The sequence below is a fragment of the Chryseobacterium indologenes genome (assembly GCF_001295265.1).
Lineage (GTDB): Bacteria > Bacteroidota > Bacteroidia > Flavobacteriales > Weeksellaceae > Chryseobacterium > Chryseobacterium indologenes_A.
This window is the reverse complement of record NZ_LJOD01000001.1, coordinates 45,894-63,715: the sequence shown is the minus strand read 5'-3', so window position 1 is coordinate 63,715 and position 17,822 is coordinate 45,894. Positions and strand designations below refer to the sequence as shown.

Genomic DNA, 17,822 nt, shown 5'->3' with positions numbered 1-17,822 from the left:
TAGCAGGAATGAATTTTAAAAGACAAAGTAAAAATTACAAAAATCAAAGATTTATAAAGCGTTTTTAAATTTGAGGGGAGAGACATCAGCATACTTTTTAAAAAAATTATTGAAGTGGGCAGGTTGATCAAATCCCAATGTATAGCCTATTTCGGCAATATCCCAGTTGGTGTATTTCAGGAGATTTTTAGATTCCTCAAACATTCTTTCCTTAATGATCTGGGTGGTGGTAAGCTGGGTAACAGACTTTACCGATGAATTCAGATGATTAACATGTACATTAAGATGCTCCGCAAAGTCGGAAGCTGTTTTCAGGGCCAGCGGATAAGCCGGGGAATCCAGCGGAAACTGTTTGTTGAGCAGCTCATCAAATAATCGGTATAAACGGATGTTAGCCGGAAGTTCATTAGGGTTGATGTCATCCACACGGTTTTCAAGAGCCAGGTGAAACACAGAAGCCAGGTGACTTTTGATGCTGCTGCAACGGAACGGATAGGCAGAATTATTCATCCTGTAAATCTGGTCGAAATAAAGCGTTGCAAGCTGCGTCTGTTCTTCCGTTAAAAAAACAACCGGTTTGCTCCATTCTTTGAACAGTGAAGTCTTTTTAAACAGGTTGAATTCTGAATTTCCGTTAAAAAACTCCTGGTTGAACAGGCAGAAGTAACCTTCCTGAAAATCCCCGTCACACTCCCAGGAATACGGAATGCTGGGCGAAGGAAAAAACAGGGCCGGACGGTCTATATACAGCTGGTGTGTACCATAATGAATCGTGCCTTTTCCTATAATAAAGCTGATTTTATAATAATCGCGGCGGTTATAGGGGCTCTTGAAGCTGCAGTATCTGCGCATTGAAATATTGAAGTGGGATTTTCCCATCTCAAAATCCTCAGAATCAAACATTTTGATCTGATCTTTCCGGATTCGTCTGTAATAATCCTCTATGGTTTCCAGCTGGTCACTCATGATGTTGAAATTATAAAAATCAAAGATACGGAAATGTAACGAAATCAAAAAGCCGTAAAAGGAATGCAGGAATTTATTAGGTTCCTTAAAGCAAAAATATTCTGTTTCATGAATTTCTTTCAGACAGGCAGCAGATGATATTCATTGTCTTTTATTTCCCATTTCTTTAAATTTCCATGGTCAGCACATGTGACGGAAGCTGAAAAGGTCCTGTCTTGGAGTCGGCAGCTATAGTAAAACCTGTTTCTTTTAAAAAATCAATCAAAGGATCATGGGCGAGCATATTGACCCATATCAGTTCCGTAAAACTTACTGCCGATCGGCATTTTTTCCAGAGTGACTGCCTTATTTCCGGAGAATCAAACTCCGGGAGAATAACAAAACTGATCTCTGTGGCCCTTTTTCCGTCAGTGATTCCGGGATATGCAGTGCCGCTTTTTATAATGCTGTACCCAACTGGTTTCTGGTTTGCATAGGTCATGATCAGCTGGTTGGAAAGATTATTAAGATCATTGATCATCTTCCTCGGGTCTATTTCATGTTTGATGTATTTTTGAATTTCCTCTTCAGGAACAAAACCTTTATGCAGGCTGTACAACGAAGAATCAATGATGGATATAAGATCAGAAATTCCCTCTTCAGAACCTACTGTAAATTTTGAAATGATCTCCATGAGCTTTTTTATTCAAAATTATAAGATTAATTCATTCGAAAGGGGTACAGTTATGTTAAATTTAATCGGTACAGCCAAAAAGAGATAGCAGGATGGAGGCTTCCCGGCTCTTTTTCAGTTTATTTAACGTAAAATATATTTAGATTCAACATTTTTATCAGCCTGCATCTGAGGGATATTATCAGTTATTTTAAACAGCAGGCCGTTAATCCATTTTTCATTAACAAGGTCTATATCTGTTCCGCTGAGGATATGTTTCTGGAAAAAATAAGAAATGTCCTCATTCAGATATTTTTGGGTAAGATCCAGAAAAAGCTCATCCGTAAACTTCAGGTTTTTCTCCCGGCAGGTTTTCAGCAGTTCCTGCATCAGATCGTCCAGCGATTTTTTATAATTACTTTTCATCAGGATCTGGTTGTCTAGCCAGAAAGCGAAGATAGCCCCGCGTCTGTAGGGTACCTTTTCTGTATCACGGCTTTTCCAGAAATCATCTTTGATGGTATAATTCATGATGTTGCGCTTTGGATTTTTCCAGTGGCTTTTAATTACTTCTTCATTAAAAAGCTCCATCCATTCCTGCCATGAGATATCTTTGATCTTCAGCCTGTTTTTATAGGTGTAATAATCTGTAAATCCCTCACTGAACCAGTAGTTAAGCTCTTCATGTTTATTTTTGATGGTAGTTCCGATCCAGTCATGCATCATTTCGTGATGAAGAAGATAAAGGTAACTGTTTCTGTTATTGAAGGGATTATTGGTTCCCTGGATCATAAATGCATTTTTTATGGCTGATCCTGTAGTGCTGTATCCTTTAAATGTACTGTCTTTCCGTGAAACGGTAGGAGTCATGATGACCGTAAAATAATCCTGATCATAATCTTTCCAGAAATCACGCTGGGACTGCGCTGCTTTTTTCAGATTTGAAAACAGAAAATCATCTGAAAACCCGTTATTCCATTCATCCCGTACAGCAAAATATACGGGTTTATCATGAATTTTAAAATCATAGATCCGGTAATCACCGCCTACAAAAAGTGAATTGTAAAAGCCTTCCCATAACACGGTTTTGATCTTTTGATGACGAACCTGGCTGGCAAAAGTATTGTGAATCTTAAAATCTGAAGGAAAACCGATCCATTCAACAGAAAATTCAAGTTCTTTATCGTCTGGCATCTCCGTGAAAGACTTCGGAACAACAAACAGGTTTTTACCAAGAACATGAAAAAAATGGTTTCTGATTCTCGGACGGTTGAAAATATGGTGGTTGGGATCTTCAAAATCCTGTTTGATTCTATAGGTAAAAGAGACTTTTTTGCTGTTTTTATGATGAATTATGACTGCATCTTTTTCAGGCTGAACCTCAAATCGGACCTCCGGATTGTCTTCCTGACGCAGGATGAGACATTTAAAAAGATCTTTCTCGCCCCAGTTTTCATTACTGTAATAGAAATCGGTAACTTCCGATGAGTTTTTTCCGGTATAGTCTACCTGTATCTTTAGGCCGCTCTGTTCTGCATTTTTGTCATAATACACTTTATAGCTGATTTTATTTTGAGTGTACACAGACAGCGGTAAAATAAGAAGCAGTAAGAATAATTTCCGGATCATGGGCTAACTGTTTTTTCAAATGTAGTTAAAATCCCTCAAAAGATTGGTTGCCTTTTGATAATCTCATTTCAGAAATATTTTAGTCTGCTCTTTTGCCGCTTTTAGTAGTTGTGTGAAAGCAAAAGCCTCTTCAAAGAAATCTGCTGGAAATCTCCGGTTTTTCTGTGCATTATTATACCTTACAATATGGAAGAAAAGCCTTATGAACTTGTGTTTTTCCAACTTTCAGACTATACAAAAAGAAGAATTTCGATAAAAACATAGAATTTTGATGAATTAACCTCAATTTTTTTATCTTCAGTTAGGCTGGAATCACCATAAAACCTATATTTGCAGCCTAAATTTTAAAAATAATGAAAGAACTAATTGAAAAAATCAACGCAGAATTTGAAGCGTTCGCAACAGAAGCTAACCAACAGGCAGAAAAAGGAAACAAGGCAGCAGGTACAAGAGCTCGTAAATCAGCTTTAGAACTTAGCAAACTGTTCAAAGAATTCAGAAAAGTTTCTGTAGAAGAAGCTAAAAAATAGTTCAGTTCCAGCCGGCTCATCGAGCCGGTTTTTTTATGTCTTGATTTCTGAAGGATTCATCTTTATTTCAGATGTTAAAATCTCCCAGTTTTCAGTGTTTTTTGCTAAAAATACATTCCAAAAGTTAAATACTATTAAATTGTATTAAACTGCTCTCTTTTTTCTGTTTCTCCATCTATATTTGTGGCATTGATTTTAAAAATTAATGTACTGATAACCCAATGAAACATTCTTATTTCCTATTGATCTTTTTTGTCGGAATCTTTTCTGCTCAGAAACTGAAAGTTGTGGATTCTGAAACCGGAAGTCCTGTTCCTAACGCGAGGATTCTTCTAGCTAATCAAATTGTTTATACCAATGAAGACGGCTGGGCTCCGGTTGATGCAGCTGCCGTTAATTTTGAAATCTCGGCCTCCGGTTTTCAGAAAGAAAAAGTGAATACCTTCAATGCTTTGATAAAATTGAAGCCGGTTTATAAAGATATCGGAGAAATAAAGATTGTGGATGTAGATATCAGAAAGCTATTTCAGGATGTCAGCAAAAATTACCAGAATCGCTATTATAATGAGCCTTCCCTGTATGATGTTGTGTACAAGGAAAAAAAATCAGATAATGATAAACTGTATTTTTTAGTTATTGCAGAAGCAAAATTATGGAGTAAAAGCAATCTCTATAACTTCAGGGACGGAATCCGCAGGAATTATGACGAAATCCTTCAGATGCAGCTGAATAATGTAAAGTATCTGAAAAATATGAAATCTGACAGTATTTTCATTGCCAATACCAATGAATTTTCTCATGAATATATGGGAAACTATTTTTTCAATTTTGAATTAAACCGTACACTGGCCCACGTAAAAAACAGAGATTCAAAATATTCAGGAAGACTGATCTTTGAAGAAGGAGACGAACAGTTGATTTCCTTTAAAATAAAATCCGGTGCCGGGATTGATATGAAAGGTGAGTTTAAATATAATAAGACCGATAAAACGATTACTTATTTTGAAATCCATTATATGCAGACCCATTTTCCGATGATGAAAAGAAAAACGGCAGACGGAAGAGAGTATGATTATCAGCTGGGGGATGCCTCTCTTATTTTTGATTTTTATAAAAAAGACGGACTGTATATACCTGCTCTATGTAAACTGGAAGGAGATCAATATGTAGCAATTTATGAAGGTAAAAGGCACGAACGTAAATTCAGCAGGGAAATCATTTATAATACCTTCGCAAAATCTGAGGAGAAGGGGCTTTCTGCAAAGGTAGATTTTGGTAAAAATATCTGGGAAAATGTTCCCGTAAAAGAAGAAAAGAACGGAACGATTCTTCTATCCGAGGAAGAACTGGCTTTTATCAGCGGGAAATAAGTTTATTGTATGATAACAGGACCGTCCGGCCGGGCGGTCTTTTTATTTTCCCGCAGATTTCGTTTAATGGGTATTATCTTTTAAGTTAAAGCTTTCTTTTTTATAGAAATCGGCTTATATCGGGCTTTTTGCTTTCATAATTTCCCTAAATTCCTTTATCTTTAAGCAATCAATAAAGGTTATGAAGATAAATAGATTTTTTGCAGTGCCGGCAGTTGTGCTGGCAGCCCAGTTTTCATGGGCTCAGATCAAGGTAGATTCGAAAGAAAGGCTTAATCCCGTAGTAAAAAGTTTTGTAGATGAAGTAAACAACAATTCACAGCTGGAAAATCTGGCTTATGAGCTGCTGGATGGTATTGGTCCACGCCTGGTAGGAACTCCTGAAATGCTTGCTGCCAATGAATGGTCCGCAGAAAAACTCCGATCATGGGGAATAGAAGCCAATCTGCAGCAGTTTGGAACCTGGAAAGGGTGGCAGAGAGGTACTACCCATGTAGATATGGTGTATCCTCGTACAAAATCGCTGTCTGCAACACAGCTGGCCTGGAGTCCTGCGACTAAAAAAGCAGTGGAGGCAGAAGTGATTATTCTTCCAAAAGCAGCTTCTAAAGCTGAATTCGATCAATGGCTGCCTTCCGTAAAAGGAAAGATCGTGCTGATTGCCCAGTATCAGAAAATCGGGCGTTCAGATGAGCAGATTAAAGAATTTGCAACTCCGGAACTTTATGAAAAACTTAAAGCTGAAAAAGAGCAGGCTTCCAAAGATTTTAATGCTTATGTAAAGAATATCGGGTACGATAATAACACCCTTCCGGAAGCCCTGGAAAAAGCAGGAGCGGCAGGAGTTGTGATTTCAAACTGGACCGGGATTATGGGAGCAAACAGGATTTTCGGAGCCAAGACTACAAAAATTCCGATGATTGATATTGATCTGGAAGATTATGGAATGCTGTACAGAATGGCTGAAAAAGGAGCAAAACCTAAAATTAAAATTGATGCTCAGTCTAAAATACTTCCTGAGGCTAAAAATTTCAATACCATCGGGATGATTAAAGGGAAAGAAAAGCCGGATGAATATGTAATCCTTTCTGCCCATCTTGATTCATGGGATGGAGCACAGGGAGCAACAGACAACGGAACGGGAACTATTACGATGCTTGAAGCGATGAGGCTTCTGAAAAAATATTACCCGAATAACAAAAGAACAATCGTTATCGGACTTTGGGGAAGCGAAGAACAGGGGCTGAACGGCTCCAGAGGTTTTGTAGCGGATAATCCTCAGATTATAAAAGGAGTGCAGGCTGCTTTCAACCAGGATAACGGAACGGGGCGTGTGATCAATATCAGCGGCCAGGGGTTTGTAAAAGCTTACGATTATATCGGAAGATGGCTTGACGGAGTGCCAAAATCTGTAAGAGGGCATATCAAAACTGACTTCCCGGGAATGCCTGGTGGCGGAGGTTCCGATCATGCTTCATTTGTAGCAGCGGGAGTGCCGGGGATTTCTTTAGGCTCTCTGAACTGGGGATATTTCGGATATACGTGGCACACCACAAAAGATACTTATGATAAAATTGTTTTTGATGAGGTGAAAAACAATGTGGTTCTTACGGCTGCATTAGCTTATATGGCTTCTGAAGATCCGGAGTTTGCAAACAGAGAGAAAAGAGTAATGCCGCAGGATGACAAAGGAGAAACAATGAAATGGCCGGAAGCAAAAGAGCCGAGGAGAGATTCCAAAGAGTATAAATAATTGGGATAGTAAGCCGGAGCTTTTGAGTTTTCTGATCAATGAAACTCATTCTTTGTTTTTCCGTTAAAAGTATCTGAAAATTAAATGATAGCCGGAAAAGACTGTTTCTATTGGAGAGACAGTCTTTTTTGTTTTTTTAATTGAATAATAGAGTGCTGTTCAATGCGTAGTTTTGATATTTTTCTGTTGAAGCATTGCTTTTATTTCCTTGATTCTATTCTCTTGAACGATATAGGTTTTGTAGATTGTATTATTGAGGTGCATGCTGGTACCTTCTGCTTCCCAAGTATGATGAGCTGGTGGAATATAATCTGTAAAGACGGGAAAGAAATTGATAAGGCATAAAAAATTCCTGCTCAATGACTTTAAAAATCCGGGATGATTCCCAAAGTCATCAATCACTTTCATTTTAAATACCTTTTTTCCTAAGGTAGTCCCCCAACAGGTTTCAGATATGGCTCCAAAGATAATTACACAGGGAACAGAATATATGAAACTTACTATAGCAATTTCTTTACCTATGATAAGGAAGATGAGAAAGAAGGGAAGTATATCAATGAGCTTGGCAAAAAACCTTTTCCGTTCGCTGCCTTTATAAGAAGGGTTGTAAGAAAGATCATATTCAAAAGAATTATAGATTCTGTTACCCTGTTCGTCAAAATAACGGGTGGGTCTGTGAATGATCTTTTTTTCTTTGGTTTCTGATATTTTCATGGAGCTCACTGAATAATTTTTCAAGTTGTTAAATATAATTTTTTAACTCTGAAAATTTTGAAACAGAATACCCTTGATCTTGAATGTCCAGCTTTCCAAAGCCGTATTCACAGAAGATAAAAGGAAGTCCATTTGATTTTGAAGAGCTATAGTCCGTCTGGGTATCTCCGATATAAATGGTATCATTATGCTTCATATTATTCCTTTCCATAATCAGTTTTATATTTTCTGATTTTGGTTTTCTGGTTCGGCCATGAGATTCAAAATCTGCAAACAGGCCGTTAAACCGGTAAAAATCCAGAAAGGCTTCAATGTATCCGTCCTGGCAGTTGCTCACAATGAAAAGGTTGTATGTTTCTGAAAGGCTTTTTAAGGTTTCTTCAACACCTTGATACAGGATTCCGCCCCGGGTACGCAAAATGATGTTTTCCTGTCCTGCAATTTCAGCAAGGATTGTTTTAACTTCCTGATCCGTAATTCCTGGTGCAATCTTTCTGACAATATCGTCCGTAAGAAGGCCCATATACTGGTTCATGTCTTCAGGTGTAAGTTTTTTTTCAATAAGGTGGTGCCGGGTTAAAACTTCGTTCCATATATCGATGATAGAGGCTCTGGAATCCCATAAGGTTCCGTCTAAATCAAAAATTAAATTTTTATACTTCACAATACGATGTTTATATTTTTAATTACTGTTCGTTGTTTATACGACAAAACTATAAAATCATGCTCAGCTGAACCCTTTTTCTTGCTTCATCCACTTCCGTGACTTTTACCCTTACATGCTGGTGAAGTTTCACCACTTCATTCACATCTGAGACAAAGCCGTCTTTCAGCTGCGAAATATGAACGAGGCCGCTTTCTTTAATTCCAAGATCTACAAAACATCCGAATGCTGTAATATTGTTAACGATTCCAGGAAGAATCATACCTGCTTTTAAATCTTTAATACTTTTTACGTTCGGGTCAAACTCGAAAACCTTAGCGGCTTTTCGCGGATCCAGTCCCGGTTTTTCAAGCTCTTTCAGAATATCTTTGATGCTTAAAATTCCGATTTCCCCGGTAATGTAGTTTTCAGGTTTTACCAGAGCAATTTTTTCTTTATTCGCAATCAGTTCATTGGTTTTAATCCCCAGATCTTTGGCCATTTTTTCTACAATACCGTATGCTTCAGGATGTACGGCGGAATTGTCCAGAGGGTTTTTAGCATTGGATATTCTGACAAATGCAGCCGCCTGCTGGAAAGCTTTTTCTCCAAGCCTCGGTACTTTTTTCAGCTGTTTCCGGTCTTCAAAAGCTCCGTTTTCAGCACGGTAAGCCACGATATTTTCAGCCATTTTTTCCCCGATTCCCGAAACATAGCTTAAAAGTGATTTACTGGCTGTATTTAAATTGATTCCCACAGAATTTACACATTTCATGACCGTGGAATCGAGTTCGTTCTTCAGTTGGGTTTGGTCTACATCATGCTGATACTGGCCAACACCAATAGATTTTGCATCAATTTTTACCAGTTCTGCCAGAGGATCGGAAAGTCTTCTCCCGATAGAAACCGCGCCCCGCACCGTTACATCGTAGGTTGGAAATTCATCCCTTGCAATCTTACTGGCCGAATAAACAGATGCTCCGGCTTCCGAAACCACAAAAACCTGCAGAGGCCTGTCAAAGGCGATTTTTTTAATAAAGAATTCTGTTTCGCGGCTCGCTGTTCCGTTTCCGATAGAAATGGCTTCAATATTATAGGCATTCACCATCGAGCGGATTTTTTTCATGGCCATTCCGCTTTCATTCTGCGGAGCGTGAGGGTAGAGGGTTTCATTGTGAAGCAGGTCTCCTTTTTCATCAAGACAAACGACTTTACATCCGCTTCTGTAACCGGGGTCTATCGCCAGGATTCTTTTCTCTCCCAAAGGCGAGGCTAAAAGCAGCTGGCTTAAGTTTTCAGAGAAGATCTGAATGGCTTTCTGGTCTGCCTTCTCCTTAGCTTCCTGTAAGGCTTCATTGGAAATAGCCGGCTCTAAAAGCCTTTTGTAACTGTCTTTTATAGCCAGAGTAATCTGTTCAGAACTTTCGTTATTGGATTTAATAATTGCTTTTTCAATGAAATCGATGGCTTCTTCTTTGTCAATGCCTACATTTATTTTTACAAAGCCTTCTGCTTCAGCTCTTAACATAGCCAGAAGCCTGTGAGAAGGAGTTTTGCCAAGGCTTTCTTCCCATTCAAAATACTGAGAGAATTTTTGTGCTTCTTCCTCATCCTTTTTGGCTTTTACCACTTTGGAGGTTACTACAGCCTTACGCTGAAAGATCCGACGTAGATTTTTACGGACGTACATATTTTCATTAATCCATTCCGCCATAATGTCTCTGGCACCCTGAAGGGCCTCTTCCTCAGACGGAACATCATTATTAAGATATTTTGACGCCAGAAACAGAATATCATTGTTTTTCTGGCTCATGATGATTTTGGCTAAAGGCTCCAGTCCCTTTTCTTTAGCCGCATCTGCTTTGGTTTTTTTACGTTTTTTGAAAGGCAGATATAAATCCTCCAGCTCTTGCATATCAAAGCTTTCTTCAATCCTCTGACGAAGCTCAGGCGTTAAAGCATTCTGTTCCTCAATTGATTTTACAATAGATTCTTTTCTCTTAACAATCTCTTCAAATTGCTTGTTGATCTTTGCAATCTGCTCAATCTGAATTTCATCCAGATTCCCGGTTTTGTCTTTCCTGTAACGCGAAATGAAAGGAATGGTGCAGTCTTCTGCCAATAATTGTAAAGTATTGTTGATGCTCTTTTCAGAAATATTGAGCTGCTGCTGTATAAATTCTACGGTCGTCATTGTTCTGTTTTCGGATGGCTAAAATAGGGTTTTAAAACGAAAAAAGGCGAGTTGCCCCGCCTTGAATGTTTTCACAACGGAATAATCCTTATTGTGAATTGCTTTTCAAAATTATTATTACAAATATAGAAGAAAAAATCTTTAGTATAATTATGGAAATCCGTAATTCGGATGTTTTTTTTATTTCTATTTTTATGGAATTATGAAAACTAGATAATTATTATGAAATATATACTTGGACTGGATATTGGAGTTTCATCTGTAGGAATAGCTGTTATATCAGAGGAAAATCAAAAAAAAACAATAGAAAATTTAGCTGTAAGAATTGTTCCGGAAGATCCTGACTTTCATGGGAAGTTTTATTCGGGAAATACTGCTAGTAAAAACCTTGAAAGAACTGCAAAAAGAGGGAATAGAAAAAATAATCAACGATTTAAGGCAAGGCGAGATAAACTTTACCAATCTTTGAAAGAGAATAATATGTTTCCAACTAGTAATTTATTTGATCTTTCAGCAGTTGAACTTTACGGATTGAGAGCCAAAGCTGTTTCGGAACAAGTCTCTTTGCAGGAATTAGGTAGGATTTTAATTCTTCTAAATCAAAGGAGAGGTTTTTTAAGTAATAGGAAATCGGTTTCGGAAGAAAATTCAACAGAATATAAAGAGCGGATTGCAGGGCTTGAAAAAGCATTAGGAAATAAAACAATTGGACAAAAATTATATTCGGAATTACAAGAAAATAATAATGTATTTGAAGTTTTACTTCGAGAACGAACATACCAGAGAAGTTCATACACAGAGGAATTTGACAGAATTTGGGATGAACAAAAAAAGTATTATCTAATTTTAACAGGTAGTTCAAATGAAGACGATAATAAAGGAACATTATATGATTTGATTAGAAATAGAATTATTTATTATCAACGTCCATTGAAAAGCCAGAAAGGATTGATTTCAGAATGTCTGTTTGAAAAACATCATAAAGCAGTAGCGAAAAGTTCACCTTATTTCGAACTATTTAGAATTTGGCAAAAAATAAATGATTTATCTTGGAAAACTCCTAATGGAGAATTATTTAAACCAACTGATGAGCAGAAACAAAAATTGAAAAACGCTTTATGGAATGGTGACAATTTAAATCCTAAACACAAACTTACTGTATCAAAAATTAAAGAAATTCTCGGTTATACCTCAAGAGAAAAAATTTACCTGAATTTTACCGAATTAGATGGTAGCAGAACTTATAGTATTCTAAGAAATGCTTTGATAGAAGCCGGAATAGAAAAGCCGGAACAATATCTCTTTTTTAATATGGAAACTAATGATGAAAAAGGAGGGTTATTTGAGTTATGGCATATTACTTATTCTCTTCCAATAGAAAAGGAAGTCATTAATGCGCTGAAAAATCGTTTTGGTTTTGATAAGAAACAAGCTGAGATTATTGCCAGAAGAGTAGGGTATTCTTCAGATTATGGAAGCTTGTCCACTCGTGCTATTCGTAAATTACTTGTACATTTAGAAAAAGGGTTAGGGTACACCGATGCTTGTGATAATATTGGTTATGATCATAGTGGTTACAAAACCAAAATTGATCTTCAACCAAAATTAAAACAGCTTAAAAGAAATGAACTGAGAAATCCTGTTGTGGAACAAATTCTGAATCAGGTTGTGAATGCTGTTAATTTGATAATTGAAAAATATGGTAAAATAGATGAGATAAGAGTAGAATTGGCTCGCGAGCTAAGAAACAATGCAAAAACCCGGAAGAATATTTCTCTTTTAAATTCAAAGAACAAAAAAAATAATGATATTATAAGAAAAAAACTTCAAGAAGAGTATGGTTTTAAATTTGTAAATGGCAGAGATGTGACACGCTATATTCTTTGGGAAGAGAACTCTAAGGAATGTTTGTATTGTAACAAAACGATAAATGGATCTGATATGCTTACAGGAAACGCAGATATCGAACATATTCTGCCTAAATCCCGTTCGTTTAATAATGCAATGAACAATTATATCATCACTCATAGAAAATGTAATTCGGATAAAGGGCAAAAAACAGCTTATGATTTTATGAGCTCCAAAGGTGAAGTAATTTTACAGCAATATATAGAAAAAGTTAATGATCTATATAAAGACGGAAAAGGAAGCATTTCAAAAACAAAATTTGAAAACCTGCTTTGTAAAGGTGAAGATATTCCATCTGATTTTGTGGAAAGAATGAAAAAAGATTCTCAATACATTGCTAAAGAGGCTGTAAAAATGTTGAAAACAGTGTGTCCGAATGTTTATACTACAACAGGACAGGTTACTGATTTCCTTAGAGAGGAATGGAAACTGAAAAACCTGTTACAGGAACTAACTTTTGAAAAATATAAAGCAATTGGTCAGGTAAAAGAAAAAATAATAAAAACCAATAACGGACAAACTAAAACCTTTAAAGTTATTGCAGATTGGAGTAAAAGAGACGATCATAGACATCATGCAATAGATGCTTTGATTTGTGCTTTAACTGACCAGAAAATAATTTTTAAACTCAATAATCTCAATAAGATTTATCAATATGAAAGAAATGCATTAAGCCAAAAAGAAATTGAAGAAATTGAAGAATTCTTAGAAGGTAAGTTTTCAATAAAAGAATTCTCTGCGCAACAAGGAAATATCATAGAATGTTCCATTCCAAATATTCGTAAAGACGCACAAAAACATCTCGAGAATATTTTAATTTCTTTCAAAAAGGAAAATAGTAAAGTGTTAACAATGAATAGGAATCAACCTAAAAATTGTAAAGAACAAATAACTTGGGTGCCACGTGCCAGATTACATGAGGACACAATTATGGGACGTGTGAAGCGCATTCCTGAAAAGAAAATGAAGCTTAATGATAAAGTGTCTTTTGAACAAATAAAAATGATTGTAAATCCTGAAATTAAAGAAATACTTCTTTATCGTCTTGCAAAATTTGGTGATAATCCAAAAGTTGCTTTTGCTACAAAAGCATTAAAAAAAGAACCTATTTTTTATAGAGAAAATGAATTGAAGGAAGTTTCAATTTATGAATGGGTTAATACAAAACGTGTTGCTCTCAATGAAAATATTACTGATTCTCAAATAGAAAAAATTATTGATCAAGCGAGCAAACGAGCTGTAAAAGAAAGATTAAATGGTGGGAAAATTAAAGAAGTGTTCAAAAACTTAACTGAAAACCCAATCCAGTTAAAAAATGGGATGATTTTAAAAAATGTAACAGTTACAGATGAGAGTAAAGTAGAAAAAATAAGAAACGGTTTTGCAATTACAGGTAAAAATCATCACGCTTTAGTGTATAAAGATGAAAATGGAAAATATAATGATAAGGTTGTTTCTTTTTGGGAAGCGGTTGCCATTGGCTTACGAAATGTGACAGAATATGGTAATCCTTATCCGATTATCAATCGAAATCATAATGATGAGTTAGGAGAGTTTTATTTCTCAATGCAAATTAATGATTTATTCGTCTTTGACTTGAAACATTCTGAAAACCCACAAGAAGAAAATGAAATTAATTTTTTTGATGTTGAAAACAGAAAACAGATTTCTGATAAATTATTTAGAGTTCAGAAAATGAGTAAGAAAAGTAATGGTCAATTTGTATCAGATTTTAGACACCATTTAGAAACTTCTGTTATACGAAATGATATGATATTGAAAAATATAACTTGGATATCAATTTCTAAGAATTCTGATTTAGAAAGATTAACAAAAATTAGAGTAAATCATCTTGGAGAGATTATAAAAGTTGGAGAATAGTAAATTAACATAAAATGATCACCCGTTCTATCTATATTGGCAACCCTGCTTATCTTAAACTTAAAGATGAACAGATGTATATTTTAGAACCTTCCACAAATGAGATGAGGGGTAAAGTTCCGGTAGAAGATTTAGGGTTATTGATGTTGGATCATTTCCAGATTACTATCTCGCATCAATTGATTCAGAAAATGATGGGGAATAATGTGGTAGTGGTGAGTTGCGATGGGCATCATTTACCCCACGGAATTATGCTTCCGCTTTATGGGCACACTGAACATTCCGACCGGATTAAAGATCAATTAGAAGCCAGTGAGCCGCTCAAAAAACAACTTTGGAAACAAACTGTAGAATGTAAGATTGAAAACCAGAAAGAGGTTTTAAAACGGTTAGGAAACTATTATGAACCTATGCTGGAATACCAGAAAAATGTAAAGAGCGGTGATATTACCAATATGGAAGGCATTGCAGCACAGCATTACTGGAAATACCTCATTAGTCTGGATTTTTTGAGACAGCGTTTTGGAGATTCACCCAATCAGTTTTTCAATTTTGGGTATTCTGTTCTCAGAAGTATTGTCGCAAGAGCGATTGTAGAGACCGGATTGCTTCCTGTTCTCGGGATTTTTCATAAAAATAAATACAATCCTTACTGTCTGGCTGATGACCTTATGGAACCTTACCGTCCTTTTATCGATTTATTGGTAATGCAATGGCTTGCAGTTAATTCAGAAACCGAAGAATTAACTAAAGAGTTTAAAGCTTTCATCTTACAGATTGCGACCAAGGATGTAAAAATAGATGATAAAACCAGGCCGTTACTGGTGGCTGTGAAAATAACAGCTACATCACTGTATAAATGTTATACAGGAGAAAAACGCCTGATCTCTTATCCTGAACTGATATGAATGCCGAAAGGTTTAATGCTTATCGAATTATGTGGGTTTTAGTATTATATGATTTGCCGACAGAGACTAAAGCCAATATGAAAGATGCCAACCGCTTTCGTAAATCATTGCTTGATGATGGTTTTACCTTATTTCAGTTTTCGATGTATGTAAGGCATTGCCCAAGTCGGGAAAATGCTGAGGTTCATATTAAAAGAGTGAAGTTTATGCTTCCAAAAGCCGGAAAAGTTGCAATTATGTGCATTACCGACAAACAGTTTGGAGATATTGAAATATTCTTTGCCAGAAATAAAGAAGAACCCCCTCCAACCTTTCAACAGCTTGAATTATTCTAATTTTTAAATCCTAAAAACAAAAACAATCTACTGAAAATCAGTAGATTGTTTTTTGAGGCTGTGACTAATCACGAAGATAATAATTTTTGAAAGCAATTCACAACAGGGAAGAATGTAAGATTCATGACCTCGTTGCTGTGACTAATCACGAAGATAATAATTTTTGAAAGCAATTCACAACCTCAAAAGGCTACGCATTACCATGGATGGGGCTGTGACTAATCACGAAGATAATAATTTTTGAAAGCAATTCACAACATCATAGCATTCGAACCTCCATAATAAGTAGCTGTGACTAATCACGAAGATAATAATTTTTGAAAGCAATTCACAACAGCGAAGAAAAAACAAACATAATTCAAGACGCTGTGACTAATCACGAAGATAATAATTTTTGAAAGCAATTCACAACGGAGGCCTTCCATCCATCTACATTTTCTAGCTGTGACTAATCACGAAGATAATAATTTTTGAAAGCAATTCACAACTTAACAAACAAAGAAATAACGGAACCTCCGGCTGTGACTAATCACGAAGATAATAATTTTTGAAAGCAATTCACAACCCATTCGCAGATAGTTCTGATTATCCTAGTGCTGTGACTAATCACGAAGATAATAATTTTTGAAAGCAATTCACAACCCTTTCGCAGACAGTTCTGACTATCCTAGGCTGTGACTAATCACGAAGATAATAATTTTTGAAAGCAATTCACAACTAATTGCTTCTCAGAAGGCTTTAAATGATCGCTGTGACTAATCACGAAGATAATAATTTTTGAAAGCAATTCACAACAGAACCGAACACGCACACTCCAAACATTTAGCTGTGACTAATCACGAAGATAATAATTTTTGAAAGCAATTCACAACTAAGCATTTGCGGGTAATCTTGAGCAATCTGCTGTGACTAATCACGAAGATAATAATTTTTGAAAGCAATTCACAACCTATCAGTCATCAGTAATTCACCTCCGTCTGCTGTGACTAATCACGAAGATAATAATTTTTGAAAGCAATTCACAACTACCTGCCTCGGCTCCGTTAATTTGCTTCTGCTGTGACTAATCACGAAGATAATAATTTTTGAAAGCAATTCACAACATAGCATTAGAACGTTCTAGCTGTTTATACGCTGTGACTAATCACGAAGATAATAATTTTTGAAAGCAATTCACAACTTTGTGCGCCTACTCCAAGATTCCCGATATGCTGTGACTAATCACGAAGATAATAATTTTTGAAAGCAATTCACAACATTCTTTTAATAAACTTTTACAAGCAGATAGCTGTGACTAATCACGAAGATAATAATTTTTGAAAGCAATTCACAACAACAGACAGTAATTGCAAGAAAAATTGTTGGCTGTGACTAATCACGAAGATAATAATTTTTGAAAGCAATTCACAACTACTTTCTCCTTCGGCAACCAGGAGAACTAGCTGTGACTAATCACGAAGATAATAATTTTTGAAAGCAATTCACAACACGAACGTTTTGGGGACTTTATTACAGAAAGCTGTGACTAATCACGAAGATAATAATTTTTGAAAGCAATTCACAACCCAGAGGTGGAATTAGACTGAGTTAGGACAGCTGTGACTAATCACGAAGATAATAATTTTTGAAAGCAATTCACAACCGTCAACAACTACAACTCGTTTTGATTCACGCTGTGACTAATCACGAAGATAATAATTTTTGAAAGCAATTCACAACCCGACATGAATTCTACCATGATGCCATTTTGCTGTGACTAATCACGAAGATAATAATTTTTGAAAGCAATTCACAACAAGTCTCGTCCTCTTCCTAGGTATTATAAGGCTGTGACTAATCACGAAGATAATAATTTTTGAAAGCAATTCACAACAAGCTGACGAATTTGGTATATTCATGGTACGCTGTGACTAATCACGAAGATAATAATTTTTGAAAGCAATTCACAACTTACCAAGAGCAATATGATGCTCTTCAAGCGCTGTGACTAATCACGAAGATAATAATTTTTGAAAGCAATTCACAACTATTTTCTGCCTTAGTTAAGTTCGATACTGGCTGTGACTAATCACGAAGATAATAATTTTTGAAAGCAATTCACAACTGCTGATCGTTTAAAGCCTTCTGGGAAGCGGCTGTGACTAATCACGAAGATAATAATTTTTGAAAGCAATTCACAACAAAGAGACTTTGTTCCTTAAAGGATTATACGCTGTGACTAATCACGAAGATAATAATTTTTGAAAGCAATTCACAACGTTACTAAGAAGATCACTAAATATGGTTCAGCTGTGACTAATCACGAAGATAATAATTTTTGAAAGCAATTCACAACGTGC

Annotated in this window: 12 protein-coding genes and 1 CRISPR repeat array (1 of these 13 only partly in view); of the genes, 6 read left to right on the top strand and 6 right to left on the bottom strand. The window is 36.0% G+C overall.

The window, feature by feature from the left end; genetic code table 11:
- Positions 1–51 precede the first annotated feature (51 nt).
- From AOB46_RS00255 to AOB46_RS00245, 3 genes are all read right to left on the bottom strand, one after another.
- Entirely contained in the window at positions 52–966 is a 915-nt protein-coding gene (locus tag AOB46_RS00255; RefSeq protein WP_062696052.1) for a helix-turn-helix domain-containing protein, read from the bottom strand.
- A gap of 166 nt (positions 967–1,132) precedes the next feature.
- Complete coding sequence (locus AOB46_RS00250) at positions 1,133–1,639, bottom strand: hypothetical protein (protein ID WP_062696051.1); 507 nt, start codon at positions 1,637–1,639, stop codon at positions 1,133–1,135.
- A 123-nt stretch (positions 1,640–1,762) separates the two neighbouring features.
- Entirely contained in the window at positions 1,763–3,247 is a 1,485-nt protein-coding gene (locus tag AOB46_RS00245) for a M1 family aminopeptidase (protein WP_062696050.1), read from the bottom strand.
- Positions 3,248–3,600: 353 nt separating this feature from the next.
- Between AOB46_RS00245 and AOB46_RS00240 the strand changes: the two genes are divergently transcribed.
- The 3 genes from AOB46_RS00240 to AOB46_RS00230 all read left to right on the top strand — a co-directional run bounded on the left by AOB46_RS00240 (position 3,601) and on the right by AOB46_RS00230 (position 6,900).
- Entirely contained in the window at positions 3,601–3,777 is a 177-nt protein-coding gene (locus AOB46_RS00240; RefSeq protein ID WP_040994607.1) for a histone H1, read from the top strand.
- A 221-nt stretch (positions 3,778–3,998) separates the two neighbouring features.
- Complete coding sequence (locus AOB46_RS00235) at positions 3,999–5,147, top strand: carboxypeptidase-like regulatory domain-containing protein (RefSeq protein WP_062696049.1); 1,149 nt, start codon at positions 3,999–4,001, stop codon at positions 5,145–5,147.
- 181 nt (positions 5,148–5,328) lie between these two features.
- Complete coding sequence (locus AOB46_RS00230; RefSeq protein WP_062696048.1) at positions 5,329–6,900, top strand: M20/M25/M40 family metallo-hydrolase; 1,572 nt, start codon at positions 5,329–5,331, stop codon at positions 6,898–6,900.
- Between the two features lie 159 nt (positions 6,901–7,059).
- Here AOB46_RS00230 and AOB46_RS00225 read toward each other — a convergent pair whose 3' ends face one another.
- The 3 genes from AOB46_RS00225 to AOB46_RS00215 are packed head-to-tail and all read right to left on the bottom strand — an operon-like array spanning position 7,060 to position 10,451.
- Positions 7,060–7,614 carry an RDD family protein gene (locus AOB46_RS00225; protein ID WP_131724286.1) on the bottom strand — a complete coding sequence of 185 codons (555 nt, stop codon included), beginning with the start codon at positions 7,612–7,614 and terminating at the stop codon, positions 7,060–7,062.
- 28 nt (positions 7,615–7,642) lie between these two features.
- Positions 7,643–8,278: an HAD family hydrolase gene (locus AOB46_RS00220; protein ID WP_062696046.1), complete on the bottom strand. Its 636-nt coding sequence runs from the start codon at positions 8,276–8,278 to the stop codon at positions 7,643–7,645.
- 49 nt (positions 8,279–8,327) lie between these two features.
- Complete coding sequence (locus AOB46_RS00215) at positions 8,328–10,451, bottom strand: Tex family protein (protein ID WP_062696045.1); 2,124 nt, start codon at positions 10,449–10,451, stop codon at positions 8,328–8,330.
- Between the two features lie 222 nt (positions 10,452–10,673).
- Here AOB46_RS00215 and cas9 point away from each other — a divergent pair, with 222 nt between their 5' ends.
- From cas9 to cas2, 3 genes are read left to right on the top strand one after another with little or no spacing between them, the layout of a single operon-like run.
- On the top strand, positions 10,674–14,240 hold the full coding sequence (gene cas9, locus AOB46_RS00210) for a type II CRISPR RNA-guided endonuclease Cas9 (RefSeq protein WP_062696044.1): 3,567 nt from the start codon (positions 10,674–10,676) through the stop codon (positions 14,238–14,240).
- A 14-nt stretch (positions 14,241–14,254) separates the two neighbouring features.
- Positions 14,255–15,148: a type II CRISPR-associated endonuclease Cas1 gene (gene cas1, locus AOB46_RS00205; RefSeq protein ID WP_062696043.1), complete on the top strand. Its 894-nt coding sequence runs from the start codon at positions 14,255–14,257 to the stop codon at positions 15,146–15,148.
- The gene (gene cas2 / locus AOB46_RS00200) at positions 15,145–15,483 is read left to right on the top strand and encodes a CRISPR-associated endonuclease Cas2 (protein WP_034678328.1); all 339 of its coding nucleotides are present in this window, start codon (positions 15,145–15,147) and stop codon (positions 15,481–15,483) included. The genes cas1 and cas2 overlap by 4 nt, the downstream gene beginning before the upstream one ends.
- 57 nt (positions 15,484–15,540) lie before the next feature.
- Positions 15,541–17,822: a CRISPR direct-repeat array (repeat unit 47 nt; unit sequence GCTGTGACTAATCACGAAGATAATAATTTTTGAAAGCAATTCACAAC); it runs 2,997 nt beyond the window's last position.

Coding starts and splice junctions, on each gene's coding strand:
- AOB46_RS00255 (WP_062696052.1), bottom strand. CDS start 966: ATGAGTGACCAGCTGGAAACCATAGAGGATTATTACAGACGAATCCGG.
- AOB46_RS00250 (WP_062696051.1), bottom strand. CDS start 1,639: ATGGAGATCATTTCAAAATTTACAGTAGGTTCTGAAGAGGGAATTTCT.
- AOB46_RS00245 (WP_062696050.1), bottom strand. CDS start 3,247: ATGATCCGGAAATTATTCTTACTGCTTCTTATTTTACCGCTGTCTGTG.
- AOB46_RS00240 (WP_040994607.1), top strand. CDS start 3,601: ATGAAAGAACTAATTGAAAAAATCAACGCAGAATTTGAAGCGTTCGCA.
- AOB46_RS00235 (WP_062696049.1), top strand. CDS start 3,999: ATGAAACATTCTTATTTCCTATTGATCTTTTTTGTCGGAATCTTTTCT.
- AOB46_RS00230 (WP_062696048.1), top strand. CDS start 5,329: ATGAAGATAAATAGATTTTTTGCAGTGCCGGCAGTTGTGCTGGCAGCC.
- AOB46_RS00225 (WP_131724286.1), bottom strand. CDS start 7,614: ATGAAAATATCAGAAACCAAAGAAAAAAAGATCATTCACAGACCCACC.
- AOB46_RS00215 (WP_062696045.1), bottom strand. CDS start 10,451: ATGACGACCGTAGAATTTATACAGCAGCAGCTCAATATTTCTGAAAAG.
- cas9 (WP_062696044.1), top strand. CDS start 10,674: ATGAAATATATACTTGGACTGGATATTGGAGTTTCATCTGTAGGAATA.
- cas1 (WP_062696043.1), top strand. CDS start 14,255: ATGATCACCCGTTCTATCTATATTGGCAACCCTGCTTATCTTAAACTT.
- cas2 (WP_034678328.1), top strand. CDS start 15,145: ATGAATGCCGAAAGGTTTAATGCTTATCGAATTATGTGGGTTTTAGTA.